The following is a 20,460-nucleotide window of genomic DNA, read 5'->3' as shown; positions in this document are numbered from 1 at the left end:
GAGGCGCTCTGCGTCCTGCTTATCTTGATTTTGCTCTCCGCCGCCGTAAGGTACGCAGCATGATTTTCATGTCCACATTCTTCCCGCTGATCTGAGCGACCAAGTCGTTCCGGCGTATCGCGCCAATCAGATCAAGACGGCTGCGCTGACGCGGTGGCCGAACGGAGAAATGTGCAATGCCCAAAACCGAGCGCATCGGCGTGACCTCTCATCGGGTCCTAAACTTCATCGACGACGGTTTCATCAAGATCGAGAACGCTTTCAGCACGCACCTTTCGGAACAATGCAGGGACGAATTGTGGGCGGATATTGGTCTATCGCCACACGAGCCCGAAAGCTGGACCCAGCCGGTCATTCGGGTGGGATCCAAGACCTCGCCACCATTCATTGAAGCCGCCAACAGGCCGATCCTGCACGAAGCCTATGACCAACTCGCGGGTGACCGCCGCTGGATCGCGCCCAATGCGCTCGGAACTTTTCCGGTCCGCTTTCCCTCACCGGAATCCCCTGGTGATGTTGGCTGGCATGTGGACATGAGTTTCGGCTTCGATAATCCGGATTTCATGCAGTGGCGCCTCAATGTGAAGAGCAGCGGACGCGCATTGCTGATGCTCTTCCTGTTCTCGGGCGTAGGCCCTGAGGATGCGCCAACGAAGATACGGAAAGGTTCGCACGCCACCATCGCCCGGGAGCTGCTGCCCTATGGCGATGCAGGCGCAACGCTGGAGCAGATCTCTGCCAACGGTTACGCTTCTACGGAAGATTGCGACGTTGAACTGGCAATCGGTGCGGCAGGGACCGTTTATCTCTGCCATCCATTCCTGGTTCACGCCGCGCAACCTCACCGGGGGAAGCGCCCGCGTTTCATGGCACAGCCGCCGCTGCTGCCAACAGGCGAGTTCGACCCGGCGTTGCCACCCTCGCCGGTTCAGATCGCCATCCGTCGGGCTTGTGGTCTGACGTTATAGTCAGAGCCAACCCGGACCGTCGCTCGGCGCGTGGGTCGTCTGGATCCTGAACCTACGTCAGGGGCACTCCGCATCTGCGCAACAGCATCCTGGCGAAGCCGAACGGCGCCGGCGTGAACGGGCCGGGCGGGGCACGGGTGACTAGGGCGACGACGCCGAGCGCCGCCATCGCGACCCAGAAGCACAGCCAGAAGCCGTCGATATAGGCGAGCACATTGGCCTCGCGCTGGACGAGGCCGGCGAGCGTACCGACCGCGCGTGCCTGTGCCGAGCCGGCACCATGGGCCGCAAAATGGTCGGCGAGCTGTTTCAGCATGCGGACCACGTCGACGTCGCCGACACCGAGATTCTGGCCGAGATAGAAGGAATGGATCTGCTCGCGGACGCGCAGCCACGTCCCCATCAACGCGACGCCGATCTCGGCGCCACCGAGCCGCATGATCTGGATATAGGCGGCAAACGAGGTCGCACGGCTCGGATCGGAGTTGGACAGCAGCGTGATGATCAGCGGCAGCAAGGTCAGCGACTGCCCGATCGCCTGGAGCAGCACGATGCCCGCGAAATCCTCGCGCGCCCAATCATGGCTGAGCTGCGTGCCCCAGAGATTGGCGGCGGCGAAACAGGCAAATCCCACGACCACCACCGTGCGCGTATCGAAATGCCGCAGCAGCCAGATCGAGAGCGGCACCAGCACGAACATTGGCAAGGCGCCACAGGTGAGCAGCAGCAAGCCACTCTGCTCCGGCCTGAGCAGGGCGATGGTGGCGAGGAAATTCGGCACCAGCGACGCGTTGGAGAGGCTGGTCAGCGTGTAGAGCAGGATCAGGACCAGCCCCAGGCCGATATTGCGCGAGAACAAGACGTTCACATGCGCCCAGGGCTGCCGCACCAGGGACTCGTTGACGAGGAAGCCCGCGACCAGCACCGCGCCGGCAATGATCAACGCCATCACAGTCCCCGACCCCAGCCAGTCCAGACGGTTGCCCTGGTCGAGCCCGGCATAGATCATCGAGACGCCGGCGCCGAGCAGCAGCATGCCGCCCCAATCGGCGTCGCGCAGCAAAGCGCGATTCACCGGCTCGTTCGGCGTGCCCCAATAGACCATCAGGCCCATCAGCGGCGCGATCAGGACGCTCTGCCAGTACAGCCATTGCCAGCCGAGATGGTCGACATAGAAGCCGACCAGCGAGCTCGATGTATCGAGCGCGAAGCCGACGCGGATCGAATAGATCGAGATCGCCGGAAGCCACCAGCGGATCGGTAAATTGCGGAACACGATCATCAGCGTCGCCGGCACGAAGGTGCCGAGCAGGAGGCCATGCACGACGCTGAGCGCGAGCAATGTCGGATAGTCGTGCACGAACGGGATGATCAGCGAGACCGCGGCATAGACGAGGCTGGGGATACCCAGCACGCGACGCAGGCCGAATACGGTGGCAAGCCAGGCCACCGCGGGCGCGATGAAGATCTGCGAGCCGATGCCCGCCGTGGAGAGCCATGCGCCCTCGTCGAACGAGAGCGAGAACGCGCCGCGCAGGTCCGGCAGGCCAATCGTGGTCAGCCGGCTGTCAAAATTGGCGAGGAACGAGCCGAGCAGCACCGCCGCCACCGCAAACAGCGGCTGCGGGGCGACGCCGCCGCGCGAGAGCGGTCCGCGACTGGAATCGTCATTTTCCGCCATTGCCGGCCTTGGTGTCGATGCTGGTGACGACCGACATGCCCGGCACCAGCCGCGCCAGCAGCGGCTGGTTGTCGTCGAACTGGATGCGCACGGGAATGCGCTGCACGACCTTGGTGAAATTGCCGGTTGCGTTGTCCGGCGGCAGCAGCGCGACCTGCGCGCCGGTCGCGGGCGCAATGCGCTCGACCCGGCCGCGCAGCTTCTCGCGCGGGAAACTGTCGACGGTGATCTCGACCGGCTGACCCGGTGCGACGTGGGTAAGCTGGGTCTCCTTGTAATTCGCGATCACATAGACCTTCGGCAACGGCACGACGTTGATGAGGTTGGTGCCGATGTTGACGTAGTCGCCGGGCTGGACCTGTCGCTCGCCGACGACGCCATCGAACGGCGCGGATATCTTGGTGTAGCCGAGCTTTAGCTTCGCGCTCGCCAGCGTCGCCTTGGTCGCTTCTAGATCGGCCGCGCGCTGCTTCCTGGTGCCTTGCAGGACTTCGAGCTGGTGCTGCTGGGCCGCGATCACGGCGCGGCTCGCGCGCACGTCGGCCTGCGCCTTGGCATAGCCTGCGACCGCCTGTTCGAAGCGCTGCCGCGTACCGGATTCGGTCTGCGACAGCGACTGCTGACGCTCCTGCTCCTGCCGCGCCTCGACCTCCACGGCTTCGGCCGAGAGCCGCGCGGCTTGCGCCTGCGCGATCGTCGCATATTGCAGCTCGATCTGGTTCGCCAGATTGTCGAGCACGGCCTGCGCAGCGGCGACCGCCGCTTCGGCCTGGGCGACTTGCGTCTCATAGTCGGCAGGATCGATCTGGATCAGGAGATCGCCGGCCTTGACGCGCTGGAAGTCGGTGACCCCGACGGTCAGCACTTCGCCGGAGACGCGACTGGCGAGCCGCGTCAGCTCGGCGCGCACATAGGCGTCGTTGGTGGTCTGGACCACCGAATTGCCGACCCATTCGTCGAAGCGCTGCGTTGCAAGCGCGACGAAGCCGAGCGCGACGATCACCGCGAACAGCGGAATCGCGAGCCGGCTCCAGAGCGAACTCGCCGGTGGCTGCGTTGGCTTCGGTGGCGGCGCCGGTGTAGCAGGAGGTGGCGATGGCGAGATTTGTTCCTGCTGACTCACGCTAGACTCCAAACCACTTTCCCGAACGCTATTTTCAGACCGTCTTTTCCGGCCACCGGCAGAGATCGTTGATCAGGCAAACCTCGCAGCGCGGCTTGCGCGCGAGGCAAGTATAGCGGCCATGCAGGATCAGCCAATGATGGGCATGCAGCATGAACTCGGCCGGGATCACCTTTTCGAGACCAAGCTCGACCTCCAGCGGCGTCTTGCCGGGCGCAAGTCCGGTCCGGTTGCCGACGCGGAAGACATGCGTGTCGACCGCCATGGTGTGCTCGCCGAAGGCCATGTTGAGCACGACATTGGCGGTCTTGCGCCCGGCGCCGGGCAACGACTCGATCCCGGCGCGCGTGCGCGGCACCTCGCCGCCGAACTCGCTGAGCACCTTTGCCGACAGCGCGATCACGTTTTTCGCCTTGGTGCGGTAGAGGCCGATGGTCTTGATGTACTCGCGCAGGCGTTCCTCGCCGAGGTCGAGCATCTTCTGCGGCGTGTCGGCGATCGCAAACAGCGCACGCGTCGCCTTGTTGACGCCGGCGTCAGTCGCCTGTGCCGACAGCACCACGGCGACCAGCAGCGTGAAGGGATTGACGTGCTCGAGCTCCCCCTTTGGCTCCGGGTTGGCCTTGCGGAAACGGCTGAAGACCTCGTGGACCTCGGGCGGCGTCCAGGGTTTCGTGGCCTTGAGGGATTTCTTGCCGGTGGCCTTAGGCTTCGCGGCGGCCGCCTTCGCCTTTTTCTTCGGCACGGACGTTTTGCGGGGGGCCGGCTTGCGGGTGATTTTCGCCATGATCGGGATATACTGAGGGACGATGAGCACAGGCAATGAAATTGAGCGCGAACGATCTGCAAGCGAGGCTGAGCCTCAGATCTTTTCCGCGCGCCTGACGCCGCACCGCTCGCTGAACCGCACCGGCTTCCTCGCCGTGATGCTGTTCCTGAGCGCCGTCAGCTTCGTCACCGGCCTCGTCTTCCTGATGATGGGCGCCTGGCCGGTGTTCGGCTTTTTCGGCCTCGACGTGCTGGTGATCTGGTGGGCTTTCAAGGCCAATTTCCGTGCGGCGCGGGCCAGCGAGGAGATCGTGGTCACGCCATCTGAATTGCGCGTGCGGCGCGTCAGCCAGCATGGCCAGGTCGTCGAATGGACCTTCAATCCGCTCTGGGTTCGACTCGACATGGAAATCGACGAGGATTTTGGCATCCAGCATCTCTATCTGATCTCGCGAGGTCACCAGATCCAGATCGCCCGCTTCCTGGGGCCCGACGAAAAGGCAAGTTTTTACAAGGGTTTGGTTGAGGCCTTAAATGCCGCCAGGCGCGGTCCGACCTACAATCCGGTGACCTGATTTGCGGATCGGAAATCGGGTGGTTTCGCACCCCGCCCTCTCCTACATTTCCAGGCATGATGACACTCGCGATACATGACCAGCGCCTGGCCGGGCCGGGCTCCCAGAACGCCGCGATGCGCGACTATGATTCCGTGCGCCGGGCGATCGCCTTCATCTCCGAAAAATGGCGCACGCAGCCGACCATCGAGGCGATGGCGGATGCGGCCGGCGTCACCCCGGACGAGCTGCACCATCTGTTCCGCCGCTGGGCCTCGATCACGCCGAAGGCCTTCATGCAGGCGCTCACGCTCGATCACGCCAAGGGCCTGCTACGGGACTCCGCGAGCATCCTCGATGCGGCACTCGACTCCGGGCTTTCGGGTCCGGGCCGGCTGCACGATCTCTTCGTCACCCATGAGGCGATGTCGCCGGGCGAATGGAAGAACGGCGGCGCCGGCCTCACCTTGCGCTACGGCTTCCATCACTCACCGTTCGGCACCGCGATCGTGATCGCGACCGATCGCGGATTGTCGGGACTCGCTTTCGCCGATCCCGGTGAGGAACAGGTGGCGCTTGCCGACATGACGCGGCGATGGCGGAACGCAACTTACGTCGAGGATCACGAAGGTACCGCACCATTGGCGCAGCGCATCTTCGACACAAAACTCTGGCGGCCGGACCAGCCGCTGCGCGTGGTGATGATCGGTACCGATTTCGAGGTGCGGGTGTGGGAGACCTTGCTGAAGATCCCGATGGGCCGCGCGGTGTCCTATTCGGACATCGCCTGCAACATCAACAGCCCGAAAGCGTCACGCGCCGTAGGCGCCGCCGTCGGCAAGAACCCGGTGTCCTTCGTCGTGCCCTGCCACCGCGCGCTCGGCAAGAGCGGCACGCTCACCGGCTACCACTGGGGCATCACTCGCAAGCAGGCGATGCTGGGCTGGGAGGCCGGGCAGCTGGGGCTGCAGTAAGAGTTGCCACGCGTAAACTGCCCCACTTAGTCGTCCTGGCGAAAGCCAGGACGACACCGAGTGCTTGGCGGGACTCAGTCGCGCGCGAACGTCTTTAACCCGCCAGATCCAGCTTCGATGCCACCGTCGAATCCGCATTGAGCCGGTAGATGATCGGCACGCCGGTGGCGAGCTCGCGCTTCAAAATGCCTTCGGGCGAGAGCTTTTCCAGCACCATGATCAGCGCGCGCAGCGAATTGCCGTGAGCCGCGACCAATGTGCGCTTGCCGTTGAGCACGCCGGGCAGGATCTCCTGCACGTAATACGGCAGCGCGCGCGCCAGCGTGTCCTTCAGGCTTTCGCCACCGGGCGGCGGCACGTCGTAGGAGCGGCGCCAGATCAGCACCTGGTCCTCGCCCCATTTCTTGCGGGCGTCATCCTTGTTGAGACCGGAGAGATCGCCATAGTCGCGCTCGTTCAGCGCGAGGTTCTTCGTCGTCGACAGGCCCTTCTGGTCGAGCTCGCCGAGAATGAGATCGAGCGTGTGCTGTGCGCGCGTCAAGACCGAGGTGTATGCAACGTCGAACACGAGACCCTGCGCCTTCAGCTTGCGGCCGGCTTCCGAGGCTTCCTTGACGCCGAGCTCGGTGAGATCAGGATCCTTCCAGCCCGTGAAGAGGTTCTTCAGATTCCATTCGCTCTGGCCGTGCCGCACCAGCACGAGAAGACGTTCGCTCATCGACTGCTTTTCCGTTTCGTTCGTTGTTTAAGCATGATCTTGTCGGAAAACCGCTTCACACTTTTCCGGATCATGCTTCGTTCAGATGTCGGACAGGCCGAGTACGTCGGCCATGGAGTAGTGCCCCGGCTTCTTGCCATGCGCCCAGAGCGCGGCTTTCAGCGCGCCGTGGGCGAACAGCATGCGATCCTCCGCGTGATGCGACAGCGTCAGGCGCTCGAACGCGCCGAGGAAGCTCACGCTGTGATCGCCGGCCGCGGTGCCGCCGCGCAACGACGCAAAGCCGATGTCGCCGGGCTTGCGTGCGCCGGTGATGCCGTCGCGGCCGCGGTCTGCATGCTCGTCGAGCGCGATGCCGCGGCCGCTAGCTGCGGCCTGGCCCAGCATCAGTGCCGTGCCCGAGGGCGCGTCGATCTTCATGCGGTGATGGGTCTCGACGATCTCGATGTCGAAGCTCTCGTCGAGCGCCTTGGCGACTCGCTTGACCACAGCGGCAAGCAGATTGACACCCAGGCTCATATTGCCGGACTGCACCACGACGGCGCGGTTGGTGACGCTCTTGATCACGGCGTTGTCGGAGCCCGACAGGCCGGTCGTTCCGACTACGTGCACGAGGCCGCGCTCGGCGGCGATCGCGACATTGGCGAGGGTCGCCGCGGGCACGGTGAAATCCAGAATGCCGTCGGCGTCCTTCGACATCGCCCAGAGATCGCCGGAGAGTTTGATGCCATTGGCCGGCAGACCTGCCAGCACGCCGGCATCCTTGCCGAGCAGCTCCGAGCCCGGCGCCTCCAGCGCGCCGGCCAGCACCGCGCCTTTGGTCTCGGCAATCGCCCGCGTCAGCGCCCGGCCCATCCGGCCGCCGGCTCCAGCAACGATCAAGCGCATATCGGACATGGTGCGATCCTCTCACGGCCGTTGTAGCGGGGGGATGCAGTTCCGGCAACCGAGGGGGATTAGGGGCAGGTCGCCTGCGGCCATCCTTCGAGACGCCCGCCTGTGGCGGCCCTCAGGATGAGGTCGCGTCTTGCGGCAAGATATCAGACCCTCATGGTGAGGAGCCCGCAAGGCGGCGTTCCGGACGATGCTCTGCATCGCCGGGCGAACCATGCAGGCCGAGCATTTCGACAAGAGTAATAAGAGGAGTTCGCGCCTCAGCCGTCTGACGGCTGCGGGCCGTCATAGCCCTCGACGATGATGAGGTCGGCGACGGAGTGCGGCTGGCGCACCTTGATGTTGGCCTGGTATTCCGGCGAGTTGTAGCAGGCGATCGCGGTCTCGTAGTCCGGGAATTCGATCACGACATTGCGGGTGCGGCTGGCGCCTTCGACGGTGGTGAACTTGCCGGCGCGGACGACGAAGCGGCCACCCCATTTCTTGAAGATCGGACCATTGGCGACGGCATAGGGCCTGTAGCCCTCGTCACTGCTCACGTCGACGCGTCCGATCCAGTAGCCTTTTGCCATTGTTCTTCTCCCTGTGTTGTTAGTTAGCCGAGCGCTTGCGCGATCTCGGCCTGGATGGCCTCGGCGATCGCCCTGGAGTCCGTGGCTTCCACCACCGGCCGCCCGACCACGAGATAATCCGCGCCGGCCGCAATCGCGCGGCCCGGCGTCATGATGCGTTTCTGGTCGCCGCTCGCGGCGCCCGCCGGCCGGATGCCGGGGGTGACGAGGCTCATCTGGTGGCCGACGATCTTGCGCAAGGCTCCGACTTCCTCGGGCGACGATACCAGCCCGTCGATGCCGAGCACCTGCGCCTGCTGCGCGCGCGCTTCGACGAGCTCGGAGACGCCGAGCCGGAAGCCTGCCGCGTGCAGATCGTCCTCGTTGTAGGACGTCAGAACAGTGACGGCGAGGATCTTCAGGTTCGAGCTGCCGCGACCTTCGACGGCACCCTTCATGGTCTGCGGATAAGCGTGCACGGTGAGGAAGGTCGCGCCGAGCCTTGTGATGCTGTCGACGCCCTGCGCCACGGTGTTGCCGATGTCGTGCAGCTTGAGATCGAGAAAGACCTTCTTGCCCTGATCGGCGAGCTTGCCGACCAGCGGCAAGCCGCCGGCATAAGCGAGCCGATAGCCGATCTTGTAGAAGGTGACGCTGTCGCCGAGCCGGTTGACCATAGCTTCCGCGGCATCAACGCTGGGCAGATCGAGCGCGACGATCAGGCGGTCTTTCGGGGCAATCTCGGCTGGCGTCATGTCACCTCACATCATGCGTTGGGAAACGTCGATCAACTGCCGCACCAGTTCCTTCAACGCGGCGATATCGCCCTCGTGCTTCAGCCTGTCCATATCGTCATAGGCCTGGTCGGCAAAGGCGAGCGTCAGCTGGCTGGCAATCACATTGGCGTGGCAGGAGGTCAGGATCAGCCGCAACGCCTGCAGCGCGCGAGCCGCGCCAAGCCGGCTCTGCGATGCGCCGGCGAGCGCGAAGACGCGGTTGCGGAACACCTCGCCGCGCGGCTCGTGCAGCTCATGCACGCGGCTGACCCAGTCGATCGCGTTCTTCAGCAGCGGCGGCACCGAGGCGTTGTATTCGGGCGAGACGATCAACACGCCATGATGCGCGCCGATCATGCGCTTGAGATTGATCGCGTGCTTGGGCACACCGGATTTGGCCTGCAGGTCGCCGTCATAAATCGGCAGCGGAAAGTCGCCGAGCGAGATCCGGGTGACGTCGACACCGGCCTGATCGAATGCATAGGCAGCGACCGCTGCCAGCTTCGCATTGTGCGAGCCGGTGCGCAGGGAGCCGGGAATGATCAGAATTTTCGGTGCGGACATCCGCTTCCATGCGTTCGGCGAAACGAGACCGCCACGCAAACAGGAATGCCGGCGGAATTAGTCCTTGCGATACACCCAGACGCGGGCCGGCGGAAGGTTCATCCAGATCCGTTCGGAGGCCTCTGTGGACACGCCGGGCAGCGATTTCGGAATCGGCGGCACCACCGCATAGGTGAACTGGACGAAGGGCGCACCGGGGGCCAAGGCCGTGAAGGCGTCGCGGATGAGCCGCAGCCGCGTCAGCATCGGTTTTGTGACCAGCGGCAGGCCGGAGACAACCGCAGAGGCCGGCGCGCTCAGCACATTCCACAGCGTGTCGCGCAGGCGATAGGCGTCGCCCTGCACCACCTTGGCTTGCGGATAGCGGTCGCGCAGCAGGGCGCAGAAGCCCGGATTGTATTCGACGAGGACGAGACGTTTCTGATCGACGCCGCGCTCGACCAGGGCCGAGGTGATGGCGCCGGTGCCGGGCCCAAGCTCGACCACCGGTGCGTCCGAATTGACGTCGACGTAATGGGCCATGGTCCGGGCCAGCAGCTTGCCCGACGGCATCACCGCACCCATGTGCAGGGGCTTTTCGATCCATGACCGGAGAAAACGCACCTCGTCATCGAGACGGGGCTTCTTCAACGCACGCGCGGACGATGGCAATGGCATGTCGGGACCGGCCGGGACCGCGGGACCGCGGCGTGTCAGAAAATGGTCATAAAGACGTATAGGCCGAAAGCGGCACGGTCAAGACGCGTCAACTCGCCCGATTACCGAAGAAATCCTTGACCTTGGTGAAGAAACCCTCGGATTCCGGCTGGGTGTTGCCGGAGGAGAGTTTGTCGAACTCGGCCAGCAATTCCTGCTGCTTTTTGGTGAGATTTTGCGGGGTCTCGACCACGACCTGAACGTACATGTCGCCCATCTGGCGCGAGCGCAGCACCGGCATGCCTTTTGATGCGATGCGGAATCGACGGCTGGACTGGGTCCCCGCAGGGACCTTCACCTTGGTCTTGCCCTTCTCGATGGTCGGCACCTCGAACTCGCCGCCAAGCGCCGCCGTCACCATCGAGATCGGCACGCGGCAATGCAGATCGGCGCCGTCGCGCTGGAAGAACTGGTGCTGGGCCAGCGACAGGAAGATGTAGAGGTCGCCGGGCGGGCCGCCGCGGACCCCGGCCTCGCCCTCGCCGGCAAGCCTGATCCTGGTGCCGTCCTCGACTCCAGGGGGAATGTTGACCGACAGCGTCCGCTCGCGGGTGACGCGCCCCTGACCCGAGCAGGACGGGCAGGCGTCCTCGATCATCTGGCCGCGGCCTTGGCAGCCCGGACAGGTTCGCTCCAGCGTGAAGAAGCCCTGCGACTGCCGTACGCGTCCGGCGCCGCCGCAGGTCGAGCAGGTCTTCGGCTTGGTACCGGCCTTGGCTCCGATGCCCGAGCAGGCTTCGCAAGTGACCGAGACCGGGATCTCGATCTGCGCGGTCTTGCCGCCAAAAGCTTCCTCGAGCGTGATTTCCATGTTGTAGCGCAGGTCGGCGCCGCGCTCGCGGCCGCCACGGCCCCCGCGCTGTCCGGCCATGCCGAACAAATCTTCGAAAATGTCGGAAAAGGAGGAGGCGAAGCCCGCGCCGAAACCGGCGCCGCCACCGCCGCCCTGCTCGAAGGCGGCATGGCCGTAACGGTCATAGGCGGCGCGCTTGTCCTTGTCTTTCAGGACCTCGTAGGCCTCGTTGATTTCCTTGAACTTGACTTCGCTGGTGTTGTCCCCGGGATTACGGTCGGGGTGAAACTTCATCGCCAGCTTGCGGAACGACGATTTCAGCGCGGAATCGTCGGCATCGCGTTCGACTTCGAGGGTTTCGTAGTAGCAGCGCTTGGTGGACGTGGACATGATGAGCTCGGTCTATCCGATCGCGATTCAAGTCGGAGCGAAGCAACGTCGCCATGCAGCGATATAAGCACCCTTCCGCCTCGCGGCAGAGGATTGCACGGCAGTGTTCAGAATAACGGCTGGGAATTGATCGATCGTAACGGCCCCGATTTTATCAGTGCCGATTTTATCAGTGCCTTGGCTTGTCGAGCCCGACACGATGGCCTCCCCCGCGAGGGAGGAGGCCGTTGGCGTGTGGAGGGTCCAAGCCGTCCGCATCATCACCCTCGCGGGGTTCAGGCGGACTTCTTGTTGGTCTTGTCGTCGTCGACTTCGGTGAATTCCGCGTCGACGACGTCGTCCTTGGCCGCATCCTTCTTGGCGTCGGCCTCGGCCTGCTGCTTGTACATGGCCTCGCCGAGCTTCATCGAAGCCTGGGCCAGCGTTTGGGTCTTGGCCTTGATCGCTTCGGCATCGTCGCCCTTCAGCGCTTCCTTGAGGTCGCTGACGGCATCCTCGATGGCGCGGCGCTCGGTCTCGGCGACCTTCGAACCGTGCTCGGCCAGTGCCTTCTCAGTCGAATGCACCAGTCCATCCGCGTCGTTCTTGGCAGTCACGGCCTCGCGGCGCTTCTTGTCCGCCTCGGCATTGGCCTCGGCGTCCTTGACCATCTTCTCGATGTCGGCTTCCGACAGACCGCCGGAGGCCTGGATGCGGATCTGCTGCTCCTTGGACGTGGCCTTGTCCTTGGCCGAGACGTTGACGATACCGTTGGCGTCGATGTCGAAGGTCACCTCGATCTGCGGCATGCCGCGCGGGGCCGGCGGAATGCCCATCAGGTCGAACTGGCCGAGCATCTTGTTGTCGGCCGCCATTTCACGCTCGCCCTGGAAGACGCGGATGGTGACCGCGTTCTGGCTGTCCTCGGCGGTCGAGAACACCTGGCTCTTCTTGGTCGGGATCGTGGTGTTGCGGTCGATGATGCGGGTGAACACGCCGCCCAGAGTCTCGATGCCCAGCGACAGCGGGGTCACGTCGAGCAGCAGCACGTCCTTGACGTCGCCCTGAAGCACGCCGGCCTGGATCGCGGCGCCGATCGCCACGACTTCGTCTGGGTTGACGCCCTTGTGCGGCTCCTTGCCGAACAGCTGCTTCACGACTTCCTGGACCTTCGGCATGCGCGACATGCCGCCGACCAGCACCACTTCGCCGATCTCGGCGGCGGTGAGGCCGGCATCCTTCAGCGCCTTGCGGCAGGGCTCGACGGTCTTCTGAACGAGGTCATCGACCAGCGCCTCGAACTTGGCGCGGGTGAGCTTCATCGTCAGATGCTTCGGGCCGGTCTGGTCCGCGGTGATGAAGGGCAGGTTGATCTCGGTCTGCGTCGTCGACGACAGCTCGATCTTGGCCTTTTCGGCGGCTTCCTTCAGGCGCTGCAACGCGAGCTTGTCGTTGCGCAGGTTGATGCCCTGCTCCTTCTGGAATTCGTCGGCGAGATAGCCGACCAGGCGCATGTCGAAGTCTTCGCCGCCGAGGAAGGTGTCGCCGTTGGTCGACTTCACCTCGAACACGCCGTCGCCGATTTCGAGAATCGAGATATCGAACGTGCCGCCGCCGAGATCGTACACGGCGATCGTGCCGGCCTTGGTCTTGTCGAGGCCGTAGGCGAGCGCGGCCGCGGTCGGCTCGTTGATGATGCGCAGCACTTCAAGGCCCGCGATCTTGCCGGCGTCCTTGGTCGCCTGGCGCTGGGCGTCGTTGAAGTAGGCGGGCACGGTGATGACGGCCTGGTCGACCTTCTGGCCGAGATGGGCTTCCGCGGTCTCCTTCATCTTCTGCAGGATGAACGCCGAGACCTGCGAGGGCGAGTAGGTCTGGCCGTCGGCCTCGACCCAGGCGTCGCCGTTGGAAGCCTTAACAATCTTGTACGGAACGAGCTTCTTGTCCTTCTCGACCATCGGGTCGTCGTAGCGGCGGCCGATCAAGCGCTTCACTGCGAAGAACGTGCGCTCGGGATTGGTGACGGCCTGGCGCTTGGCCGGCTGGCCGACGAGGCGCTCACCGTCGTCCGTCACGGCGACGATCGAAGGCGTCGTGCGCATGCCTTCGGAATTCTCGATGACTTTGGCGTTCTTGCCATCCATTACGGCGACGCACGAATTCGTGGTGCCGAGGTCGATCCCGATGACCTTTCCCATGGTCCTGTATCCTTGTTTTTGCGGCAGGCTGGCTGGGCCCAGAAGGCACCCGAACCGAAACCCCCTAAGATCAAACATTCGCGATATTGCGATGGTTGGGGGTCATATAGGAGGGGGGGAGGTGCCTGCAAGGACCGAACGCAAGTTTCGGCCGTGAAAACATTGGGTTTTGGAAGAACATATCCGGGCTGCACCGCCCTTGCGGGTGAGGAATTATTAACAGGTCCGCGATTGGCCGGCATCCGCTACCGCATCCCGCCCCGCCCTGTTGCGGCCAGACCAAAACCGTTAAAAGGCGGGCAGCCGGCCGGGCTCGTCCTCGGGCTGCCTCGCGCGACAAAGCGGCCGGCTGGCCACCATCGAACGGCCTCAATGTGAACCAATCAGAGTGCCCATGAAGCTGATCCGCCCCCTCGCCGCGCTCGCCCTCCTCGTCGCCTCTACGCTTCCGGCTCTGGCCGCCGACGCCGTTTTCCCACCCGGCTTGCGCCTCGGCATGGTGCCATTGGTCGGCCTCAGCACGGCCAAGACCTTTCCCGGCTTCGAGAGCGAGGACGGCAACGTCAAGGTGCTGATCACGGAGCTGCCGCCGGCCGCCTATGGCGAGGTCGTGAGCGCCTTCAACTCCAACCCGGCCGGCACCAACGGCGTCAAGCAGGACAAGATCGAGACGCCCGCGGGCGTGGCCTATTTCACCACGGAGAGCGGCAAGGCGGGCGAGACGCCAGTGCGGCGCTATTCGATGATCGTGCCGGGCGCCGGCTTCTCCGGCTACGTCGCGGTGCAGATTCCGGAGAATGCGATCAAGATCTACACCGACGAGGCGGTGCGGCAGATGTTCGCGAGCGTCGTCACCCGGAAGCAGGTCTCGGCCGAAGAGCAGATCGCACTGATGCCGTTCAAGATCACCGATCTCGCCGACTTCAAGGACGTCCGCACGCTGGCGCCGGGCTCGAGTATCATCCTGGCCGACGGCGACGAGAGCTCCGGCTATGAATCGAAGCCGTTTATCATCCTCGGCGTGATTGGCGCCACCCCGCAAGCCGCCGACGACCGCGCCCGCTTCGCCCAGGAGGCGGCGCTCCAGATTCCCGGCGTGCGCGAGTCGCGCGTCACCATGTCCGAGCCGATCCGCATCAGCGGCCAGCAGGGTTTCGAGACCCGGATCGACGGCGTCAGCGGCAAGGACAAGACGCCGGTGACCGTGGTGCAGTGGATCCGCTTCAGCAGCGGCGGCGCCTCGCTGCGCATCATCGCCAGCGCCCCGCGCGAGCAATGGCCGGCCGCCTTCACCCGCTTCCGCGCGGTCCGCGACGGCATCCAGCCGAAGGGCTAGCAGCATCCGCAAGCGGGAGAGGTGCACCGAACCCGCGGCTCAAGCCCAACCACTCACCAAAGCCGGCTGCATTTTCGGGCTTCTGTTCGTATACGAACGGAACTAGGCTCCCCCTCCGTTGAGTTCATCCTGGAGGGAGGCGAATGATGCTGGATCGGCGACAAGTCTTGGCGGCGCTCGGGACGAGCGCGCTCGTGGCGCTCGCGCCCACGGCAATTCTGGCAGCGGCATCGATCAAGCCGGACGATGCATCCGCGCTGCTCGTGATCGACGTGCAGAACTGCTTCCTGCCCGGCGGCAGCCTTGCCGTGAAGGAAGGCGAGCAGGTGGTGCCCGTCATCAACAAGATCTCGAAAGCATTTTCGAATGTGGTGATGACGCAGGACTGGCACACGCAAGGCCATATTTCCTTTGCGTCAGTCCACGCCGGCAAGAAGCCGTTCGAGACCGTCGATCTTCCCTACGGCAAGCAGGTGCTGTGGCCCGACCATTGCGTGCAGGGCACCGACGGCGCCGCGCTGTCGAAAGACCTTGCGATCCCGCACGCCGAGCTCATCATCCGCAAGGGTTTTCACAAGGACGTCGACAGCTATTCGGCCTTCCTCGAAGCCGACGGCAAGACCTCGACCGGTCTCGCCGGCTATCTGAAGGCGCGCAAGATCAAGCGCGTCTTCGTCGCGGGGCTGGCGACGGATTTCTGCGTCGCCTGGACCGCGCTCGACGCGCGCAAGGCGGGCTTCGAGGTCTATGTGGTGGAAGACGCCTGCCGCGGCATCGACAATCAGGGTTCGCTGGCAAAAGCCTGGGCCGACATGGCCAAGGCCGGCGTGAAGCGGATTCAGTCCGCAGATATCGCGGCGAGCGCCTAGGCCCGGTCAAAAAACTGCAAGACCCTCATCCTGAGGAGCGCGCTTCTCCGCGCGCGTCTCGAAGGATGAAGGCCCCGCTGCAGCAGCGCGACCTGCATGGTTTGAGACGGCGCTGACGCGCCTCCTCCCCATGAGGATCAACTAGTTGGCCGCGCCGTTCGGCTCGTTGCTGTTGGCAGCCGGCGCGGCCTTGGCGCCACCCTTGGCGACACCGACCAAGGCGGGACGCAGCACGCGCTCGCCGATGGTGTAGCCGGCCTGCATGACCTGCACGACGGTGCCCGCGGGCACCGACGCATCGGGCACCTCGAACATCGCCTGCTGGAAGTTCGGGTCGAACTTCTGGCCCGAGGGGTCGAACTTCTTCACGCCGTGTTTTTCCAGCGCGCTGAGCAGCGAGCGCTCGGTCAGCTCGACGCCCTCGATCAGCGAGGCGAGGCCTGCATCGGCCGCCGCACGGGCTTCGGCCGGAACGGCATCGAGCGCGCGCTGGAGGTTGTCGGCGATGTCGAGCACGTCGCGGGCAAAGCCGGTGATGCCGTAGAGGCGGGCATCCGCGACCTCCTTGGTAGTCCGCTTGCGCAGATTCTCCATCTCGGCCAGCGTCCGCAGCATGCGGTCGCGCGCCTCGGCGACTTCCTTCTGCAGAAGCTCGACCGAGCCGGGCTCGGGATCGTCGGGCATGATGTACGGTTTTGACACCACGGGCTCGCCGGCCGCAGCACTCGTGTCTTCGGGTTGCCGGTCTCGATCGGTCATCGGCTCTCTTTTCGCATTCGTCTCAGGGGGTTTCTGGCCCGGATATCGTGCTTCGGGCGGCGAAAATCAAGCGCCCGTGATCGGCCCGGCCGCCGGTCAGCCCCCCAAGAGCCGGCTGACGATGCGGGCAGCGTAGTCCACGGTGGGGATCACGCGGGCATAATTCAGCCGCGTCGGCCCGATCACGCCCAAAACGCCGACGATATGGCCGGCGGCGTCCCGATAAGGCGAGATGATGGTGGACGAACCCGACAGCGAGAACAGCTTGTTCTCACTGCCGATGAAGATCCGCACGCCTTCCGCGGTCTCGGCCCGGCCGAGCAGGTCGATCACGCCGCGCTTGGTCTCGAGATCGTCGAACAGCAGGCGAACGCGCTCGAGATCCTCCAGCGCATGCAAATCCTCGAGCAGATTGGCGTGGCCGCGGACGATGAGCTGACGATCCTCGTTCTCGCCGCCGGACCAGCTGGCGATGCCGGCCGAGATCACCTTGTGCGTCAGCTGATCGAGCTCGGTGCGCGCCTCTCCGAGCGCGGTCTCGAGCTCCAGCCGCGCCTCGGCCAAGGTCCGGCCTCGGATGCGGGCATTGAGGAAGTTGCCGGCTTCGGTCAACGCCGAGGATGGAACTCCCGGCGGCAGCGTCAACACGCGATTTTCGACCTGCCCGTCCTCACCGACCAGGATCACCAATGCCTTTTCCGGTTCCAAGCGGACGAATTCGATATGTTTCAGCCGCGCATTGGATTTCGGCGTCAGCACGACCGCGGCCGCGCGGGTCAGGCCGGAGAGCCGCGTCAATGCCTCCTCGAGCGCAGCCTCCACCGATTGCGCGTGGCCGACGGAGGTCAACTGGCTCTGGATCGCCTGCCGTTCACTGTCATTGAGGTCGCCGACCTGCATCAGGGCATCGACGAAGAACCGCAGGCCGAGTTCCGTCGGCAATCGGCCGGCGGAGGTGTGCGGGGCGTAGATCAGGCCGAGCTGTTCCAGATCGGCCATGACGTTGCGGACCGAGGCGGGCGACAGCGGCATGGCAATCAGGCGCGAAATATTGCGCGAGCCCACCGGCTCCCCGGTCGCGAGATAGCTTTCGACGATTTGACGAAAGATGTCGCGGGAACGCTCGTTGAGCTGGGCGAGGCCCGCGCGCGGCGCGATCAGATGGATCGGATCGTGATGGGCCACAGACGGTAACTCCTCTAAGACACAGGTAATTTGTCTATCCCGGATGCTTCTGACAAGCGTGGCGTTGGCGGATTGGAAATCGGGGGTGAAGAAGGCCTCGATCTTCCCCCTTGCCGCCCACCCTCACCCCCCCTACAAGCACCGCCAACAGCCCTTTTCCGAGAGTTTTGGAGGATTTCCCATGCGGCCAAGCCGCCGTGCGCCCGACGAATTGCGCCCCGTGACGCTGGAGCGCGGCGTGGTCAAATATGCGGAAGGCTCGTGCCTGGTGAAATTCGGCGACACCCACGTGCTGGTCACCGCCACGCTGGAAGACCGCCTGCCGCCATGGCTGAAGGGCCAGGGCCGCGGCTGGGTCACCGCCGAATACGGCATGCTGCCGCGCGCGACCTCGGAACGCACCCGCCGCGAGGCCTCCGCCGGAAAGCAGAGCGGCCGCACCGTCGAAATCCAGCGCCTGATCGGCCGCTCGCTTCGCACCATCATCAATCTCGAAGCGCTCGGTGAGCGCCAGATCACGGTCGATTGCGACGTGCTCCAGGCCGACGGCGGCACCCGCACCGCCTCGATCACCGGTGCCTGGGTCGCGCTCGCCGATTGCGTCAGCTGGATGAAGGCGCGCAACATGGTCAAGGCCAATGTGTTGCGCGACAACGTCGCCGCGATCTCCTGCGGCATCTACAAGGGCACGCCCGTGCTCGACCTCGACTATGCCGAGGACTCCGAAGCCGACACCGACGCCAATTTCGTCATGACCGGCGATGGCCGCATCATCGAGGTCCAGGGCACCGCGGAACGCGAGCCGTTCACGGAAGCCGAGTTCCTGGCGTTGATGGCGCTGGCGCGCAAGGGCGTCGCGCGTCTCGTGGACTTGCAGAAACTGGCGGTAGCGTAGTCAATAGCCCGATGCACCGCCGAATCACCGGAAAGCTGGTTATCGCGACCCATAATCCCGGCAAGCTCGCCGAGATGAAGGAGCTACTCGCGCCTTACGGCATCGAAGCAGTGTCGGCCGGCGAGCTCGGCCTTCCCGAGCCGGAAGAAACCGGAAACGATTTCCGCAGCAATGCCGCGATCAAGGCGATCGCGGCGGCGCAGGCGACGAAGCTTCCGTCTTTCGCCGATGATTCCGGCATCGTGGTCGACGCGCTCGACGGCGCGCCCGGCATCTACTCGGCGCGCTGGGCCGGCCCGAACAAGGATTTTGCCGCAGCGATGGCGCAGATCGAGCGTCTGTTGCAGGAGCGCGGCGCGACCACGCCGGCCAAACGCAAGGCGCACTTCGTTTCCGCGCTCTGCGTTGCATGGCCCGACGATCATCTCGAAGAGGTCGAGGGGCGCGTCGACGGCACGCTGGTGTGGCCGCCGCGCGGCACCGCCGGCTTCGGCTACGACCCGATGTTTTTGCCCGACGGCCATAGCCGCACCTTCGGCGAGATGGAGAGCATCGAGAAGCACGGCCTGCCGCCGCTCGGTCTCGGCCTGTCGCATCGTGCCCGCGCCTTCGTGAAACTGGCGGAGATCTGCCTTGAGCCGCGCTAAGGAAGCCTTCGGCGTCTACGTGCACTGGCCGTTCTGCCTGTCGAAGTGCCCCTATTGCGACTTCAACAGCCACGTTCGCCACGCCGCGATCGACGAGCCGCGGTTTGCGTCAGCATTCGCGCGCGAAATCGCTGCGACCGCCGAGCGCGCGCACGGACGCGAAGTCACCTCGATCTTTCTCGGCGGCGGTACGCCCTCGCTCATGCAGCCTGCAACCGTCGGCGCTGTGCTCGACGCCATCGGCAAGCACTGGGCCGTGGCGAAAGACGTCGAAGTCACGCTGGAGGCAAACCCGACCAGCGTCGAGGCTACGCGCTTCGCCGGCTATCGCGCCGCCGGCGTCAACCGCGTCTCGCTCGGCGTGCAGGCGCTCGACGATGCCTCGCTGAAAGCGCTCGGCCGCATGCACAGCGCGCGCGAGGCCCTCGATGCCGTCGCTATCGCGCGCCGCTCGTTCGATCGCTATTCGTTCGACCTGATCTACGCCCGTCCCGACCAGACGCCGGCGATGTGGGCCGATGAATTGCGCCTCGCGATCGGCGAGGCGGCCGAGCATCTGTCGCTCTATCAATTGACGATCGAAGAAGGCACGCCGTTCTTCGGCCTACATCAAGCCGGCAAGCTGAAGACGCCGGATGAAGCGGTCGCACGCGCGCTCTACGACGTCACGCAGGAGACCTGCGACAGGCTCGGCCTGCCCGCCTACGAGATTTCAAATCACGCGCGGCGCGGCGCCGAGTGCCGGCACAATCTGGTCTACTGGCGCGGCGAAGAATATGCCGGCATCGGCCCCGGCGCCCATGGCCGCCTCGACATCGACGGTATCAGGCACGCGACCGCCACCGAGAAGCGCCCCGAAGCCTGGCTGATGCGGGTCGAGACCAACGGCCACGGCGTCGTCACCGACGATCTCCTCAACAGCGAAGAGCGCGCCGACGAATTCCTGTTGATGGGATTGCGCCTCGCCGAGGGCATCGACCCCGACCGTTACAAAGCGCTCTCCGGCCGCTCACTCGATCCCAAGCGCATCACGCTGCTGAGCGAGGAAGGTGCAATCACGGTGGATGCAACGGGACGGCTGCGCGTGACGAGCAGCGGTTTTCCGGTGCTGGACGCGGTGGTCGCGGATCTCGCGGCGTAAA

At 64.8% G+C, this 20,460-nt stretch carries 21 protein-coding genes; 8 read left to right on the top strand and 13 right to left on the bottom strand.

The features are described from left to right. The first annotated feature begins 176 nt into the window (after positions 1-176). A complete protein-coding gene (locus tag ACIPUD_RS08285; RefSeq protein ID WP_446480366.1) occupies positions 177-968 on the top strand; it encodes a phytanoyl-CoA dioxygenase family protein in 792 nt (263 codons plus the stop codon). A gap of 52 nt (positions 969-1,020) precedes the next feature. Here ACIPUD_RS08285 and ACIPUD_RS08280 read toward each other — a convergent pair whose 3' ends face one another. The 3 genes from ACIPUD_RS08280 to nth are packed head-to-tail and all read right to left on the bottom strand — an operon-like array spanning position 1,021 to position 4,559. Next, on the bottom strand, positions 1,021-2,649 hold the full coding sequence (locus tag ACIPUD_RS08280; protein WP_247474984.1) for an MFS transporter: 1,629 nt from the start codon (positions 2,647-2,649) through the stop codon (positions 1,021-1,023). Beyond that, positions 2,636-3,772, bottom strand: coding sequence for an HlyD family secretion protein (locus ACIPUD_RS08275; protein ID WP_247474983.1), 1,137 nt, complete (start codon positions 3,770-3,772; stop codon positions 2,636-2,638). Before ACIPUD_RS08275 ends, ACIPUD_RS08280 begins: the two co-directional genes overlap by 14 nt. 34 nt (positions 3,773-3,806) lie before the next feature. Beyond that, on the bottom strand, positions 3,807-4,559 hold the full coding sequence (gene nth, locus ACIPUD_RS08270) for an endonuclease III (RefSeq protein WP_446480365.1): 753 nt from the start codon (positions 4,557-4,559) through the stop codon (positions 3,807-3,809). 22 nt (positions 4,560-4,581) lie between these two features. Between nth and ACIPUD_RS08265 the strand changes: the two genes are divergently transcribed. Continuing rightward, positions 4,582-5,115 carry a DUF2244 domain-containing protein gene (locus ACIPUD_RS08265; protein WP_446480364.1) on the top strand — a complete coding sequence of 178 codons (534 nt, stop codon included), beginning with the start codon at positions 4,582-4,584 and terminating at the stop codon, positions 5,113-5,115. A gap of 56 nt (positions 5,116-5,171) precedes the next feature. Further along, the gene (locus tag ACIPUD_RS08260) at positions 5,172-6,068 is read left to right on the top strand and encodes a methylated-DNA--[protein]-cysteine S-methyltransferase (protein ID WP_018459598.1); all 897 of its coding nucleotides are present in this window, start codon (positions 5,172-5,174) and stop codon (positions 6,066-6,068) included. 94 nt (positions 6,069-6,162) lie between these two features. On the opposite strand, the gene ACIPUD_RS08255 is transcribed toward ACIPUD_RS08260, so the two are convergent. The 8 genes from ACIPUD_RS08255 to dnaK all read right to left on the bottom strand — a co-directional run bounded on the left by ACIPUD_RS08255 (position 6,163) and on the right by dnaK (position 13,627). After that, positions 6,163-6,786, bottom strand: a complete 624-nt coding sequence (locus ACIPUD_RS08255) for a 2,3-bisphosphoglycerate-dependent phosphoglycerate mutase (RefSeq protein ID WP_018459599.1) — start codon at positions 6,784-6,786, stop codon at positions 6,163-6,165. A gap of 81 nt (positions 6,787-6,867) precedes the next feature. Next, positions 6,868-7,683 carry a 4-hydroxy-tetrahydrodipicolinate reductase gene (gene dapB / locus ACIPUD_RS08250; protein WP_018459600.1) on the bottom strand — a complete coding sequence of 272 codons (816 nt, stop codon included), beginning with the start codon at positions 7,681-7,683 and terminating at the stop codon, positions 6,868-6,870. Positions 7,684-7,940: 257 nt separating this feature from the next. Then, the gene (locus ACIPUD_RS08245) at positions 7,941-8,252 is read right to left on the bottom strand and encodes a DUF1330 domain-containing protein (RefSeq protein WP_446480363.1); all 312 of its coding nucleotides are present in this window, start codon (positions 8,250-8,252) and stop codon (positions 7,941-7,943) included. Positions 8,253-8,275: 23 nt separating this feature from the next. Then, positions 8,276-8,986, bottom strand: a complete 711-nt coding sequence (gene pyrF / locus ACIPUD_RS08240; RefSeq protein WP_018459602.1) for an orotidine-5'-phosphate decarboxylase — start codon at positions 8,984-8,986, stop codon at positions 8,276-8,278. Positions 8,987-8,992: 6 nt separating this feature from the next. Next, complete coding sequence (locus ACIPUD_RS08235; RefSeq protein WP_446480362.1) at positions 8,993-9,571, bottom strand: NADPH-dependent FMN reductase; 579 nt, start codon at positions 9,569-9,571, stop codon at positions 8,993-8,995. A gap of 57 nt (positions 9,572-9,628) precedes the next feature. Beyond that, positions 9,629-10,228: a class I SAM-dependent methyltransferase gene (locus ACIPUD_RS08230; RefSeq protein ID WP_007598495.1), complete on the bottom strand. Its 600-nt coding sequence runs from the start codon at positions 10,226-10,228 to the stop codon at positions 9,629-9,631. Positions 10,229-10,316: 88 nt separating this feature from the next. Continuing rightward, on the bottom strand, positions 10,317-11,450 hold the full coding sequence (dnaJ, locus tag ACIPUD_RS08225) for a molecular chaperone DnaJ (protein WP_018459605.1): 1,134 nt from the start codon (positions 11,448-11,450) through the stop codon (positions 10,317-10,319). A 275-nt stretch (positions 11,451-11,725) separates the two neighbouring features. Further along, positions 11,726-13,627, bottom strand: a complete 1,902-nt coding sequence (gene dnaK / locus ACIPUD_RS08220; protein ID WP_007598490.1) for a molecular chaperone DnaK — start codon at positions 13,625-13,627, stop codon at positions 11,726-11,728. Positions 13,628-14,021: 394 nt separating this feature from the next. Here dnaK and ACIPUD_RS08215 point away from each other — a divergent pair, with 394 nt between their 5' ends. Both ACIPUD_RS08215 and pncA read left to right on the top strand, forming a co-directional pair. Beyond that, positions 14,022-14,963, top strand: a complete 942-nt coding sequence (locus ACIPUD_RS08215) for a hypothetical protein (protein WP_018459606.1) — start codon at positions 14,022-14,024, stop codon at positions 14,961-14,963. Between the two features lie 146 nt (positions 14,964-15,109). After that, entirely contained in the window at positions 15,110-15,832 is a 723-nt protein-coding gene (gene pncA, locus ACIPUD_RS08210; protein WP_026233851.1) for a bifunctional nicotinamidase/pyrazinamidase, read from the top strand. A 141-nt stretch (positions 15,833-15,973) separates the two neighbouring features. Here pncA and grpE read toward each other — a convergent pair whose 3' ends face one another. After that, positions 15,974-16,591 (bottom strand): nucleotide exchange factor GrpE, encoded by a 618-nt coding sequence (grpE, locus tag ACIPUD_RS08205; RefSeq protein ID WP_085349936.1) that lies wholly within the window; start codon positions 16,589-16,591, stop codon positions 15,974-15,976. 96 nt (positions 16,592-16,687) lie between these two features. After that, positions 16,688-17,776 (bottom strand): heat-inducible transcriptional repressor HrcA, encoded by a 1,089-nt coding sequence (gene hrcA / locus ACIPUD_RS08200; protein WP_007598483.1) that lies wholly within the window; start codon positions 17,774-17,776, stop codon positions 16,688-16,690. A 181-nt stretch (positions 17,777-17,957) separates the two neighbouring features. Here hrcA and rph point away from each other — a divergent pair, with 181 nt between their 5' ends. Genes rph through hemW form a run of 3 tightly spaced genes read left to right on the top strand, consistent with a single transcriptional unit; the run spans position 17,958 to position 20,459 of the window. Continuing rightward, positions 17,958-18,671 carry a ribonuclease PH gene (rph, locus tag ACIPUD_RS08195; protein WP_007598482.1) on the top strand — a complete coding sequence of 238 codons (714 nt, stop codon included), beginning with the start codon at positions 17,958-17,960 and terminating at the stop codon, positions 18,669-18,671. A gap of 11 nt (positions 18,672-18,682) precedes the next feature. After that, positions 18,683-19,318 carry an RdgB/HAM1 family non-canonical purine NTP pyrophosphatase gene (gene rdgB, locus ACIPUD_RS08190; protein WP_018459609.1) on the top strand — a complete coding sequence of 212 codons (636 nt, stop codon included), beginning with the start codon at positions 18,683-18,685 and terminating at the stop codon, positions 19,316-19,318. Beyond that, complete coding sequence (gene hemW / locus ACIPUD_RS08185) at positions 19,305-20,459, top strand: radical SAM family heme chaperone HemW (protein WP_377786747.1); 1,155 nt, start codon at positions 19,305-19,307, stop codon at positions 20,457-20,459. The genes rdgB and hemW overlap by 14 nt, the downstream gene beginning before the upstream one ends. Position 20,460 lies beyond the last annotated feature (1 nt).

It is taken from the genome of Bradyrhizobium sp. CAR08, assembly GCF_052871955.1.
The sequence above is the reverse complement of the archived record's forward strand: the minus strand, read 5'-3'. Positions and strand labels throughout refer to the sequence as shown.

Coding starts and splice junctions, on each gene's coding strand:
- ACIPUD_RS08260 (WP_018459598.1), top strand. CDS start 5,172: ATGATGACACTCGCGATACATGACCAGCGCCTGGCCGGGCCGGGCTCC.
- dnaK (WP_007598490.1), bottom strand. CDS start 13,627: ATGGGAAAGGTCATCGGGATCGACCTCGGCACCACGAATTCGTGCGTC.
- ACIPUD_RS08265 (WP_446480364.1), top strand. CDS start 4,582: ATGAGCACAGGCAATGAAATTGAGCGCGAACGATCTGCAAGCGAGGCT.
- ACIPUD_RS08235 (WP_446480362.1), bottom strand. CDS start 9,571: ATGTCCGCACCGAAAATTCTGATCATTCCCGGCTCCCTGCGCACCGGC.
- ACIPUD_RS08280 (WP_247474984.1), bottom strand. CDS start 2,649: ATGGCGGAAAATGACGATTCCAGTCGCGGACCGCTCTCGCGCGGCGGC.
- pyrF (WP_018459602.1), bottom strand. CDS start 8,986: ATGACGCCAGCCGAGATTGCCCCGAAAGACCGCCTGATCGTCGCGCTC.
- grpE (WP_085349936.1), bottom strand. CDS start 16,591: ATGACCGATCGAGACCGGCAACCCGAAGACACGAGTGCTGCGGCCGGC.
- ACIPUD_RS08285 (WP_446480366.1), top strand. CDS start 177: ATGCCCAAAACCGAGCGCATCGGCGTGACCTCTCATCGGGTCCTAAAC.
- ACIPUD_RS08245 (WP_446480363.1), bottom strand. CDS start 8,252: ATGGCAAAAGGCTACTGGATCGGACGCGTCGACGTGAGCAGTGACGAG.
- rph (WP_007598482.1), top strand. CDS start 17,958: ATGCGGCCAAGCCGCCGTGCGCCCGACGAATTGCGCCCCGTGACGCTG.
- pncA (WP_026233851.1), top strand. CDS start 15,110: ATGCTGGATCGGCGACAAGTCTTGGCGGCGCTCGGGACGAGCGCGCTC.
- nth (WP_446480365.1), bottom strand. CDS start 4,559: ATGGCGAAAATCACCCGCAAGCCGGCCCCCCGCAAAACGTCCGTGCCG.
- ACIPUD_RS08230 (WP_007598495.1), bottom strand. CDS start 10,228: ATGCCATTGCCATCGTCCGCGCGTGCGTTGAAGAAGCCCCGTCTCGAT.
- dnaJ (WP_018459605.1), bottom strand. CDS start 11,450: ATGTCCACGTCCACCAAGCGCTGCTACTACGAAACCCTCGAAGTCGAA.
- ACIPUD_RS08215 (WP_018459606.1), top strand. CDS start 14,022: ATGAAGCTGATCCGCCCCCTCGCCGCGCTCGCCCTCCTCGTCGCCTCT.
- ACIPUD_RS08255 (WP_018459599.1), bottom strand. CDS start 6,786: ATGAGCGAACGTCTTCTCGTGCTGGTGCGGCACGGCCAGAGCGAATGG.
- rdgB (WP_018459609.1), top strand. CDS start 18,683: ATGCACCGCCGAATCACCGGAAAGCTGGTTATCGCGACCCATAATCCC.
- dapB (WP_018459600.1), bottom strand. CDS start 7,683: ATGTCCGATATGCGCTTGATCGTTGCTGGAGCCGGCGGCCGGATGGGC.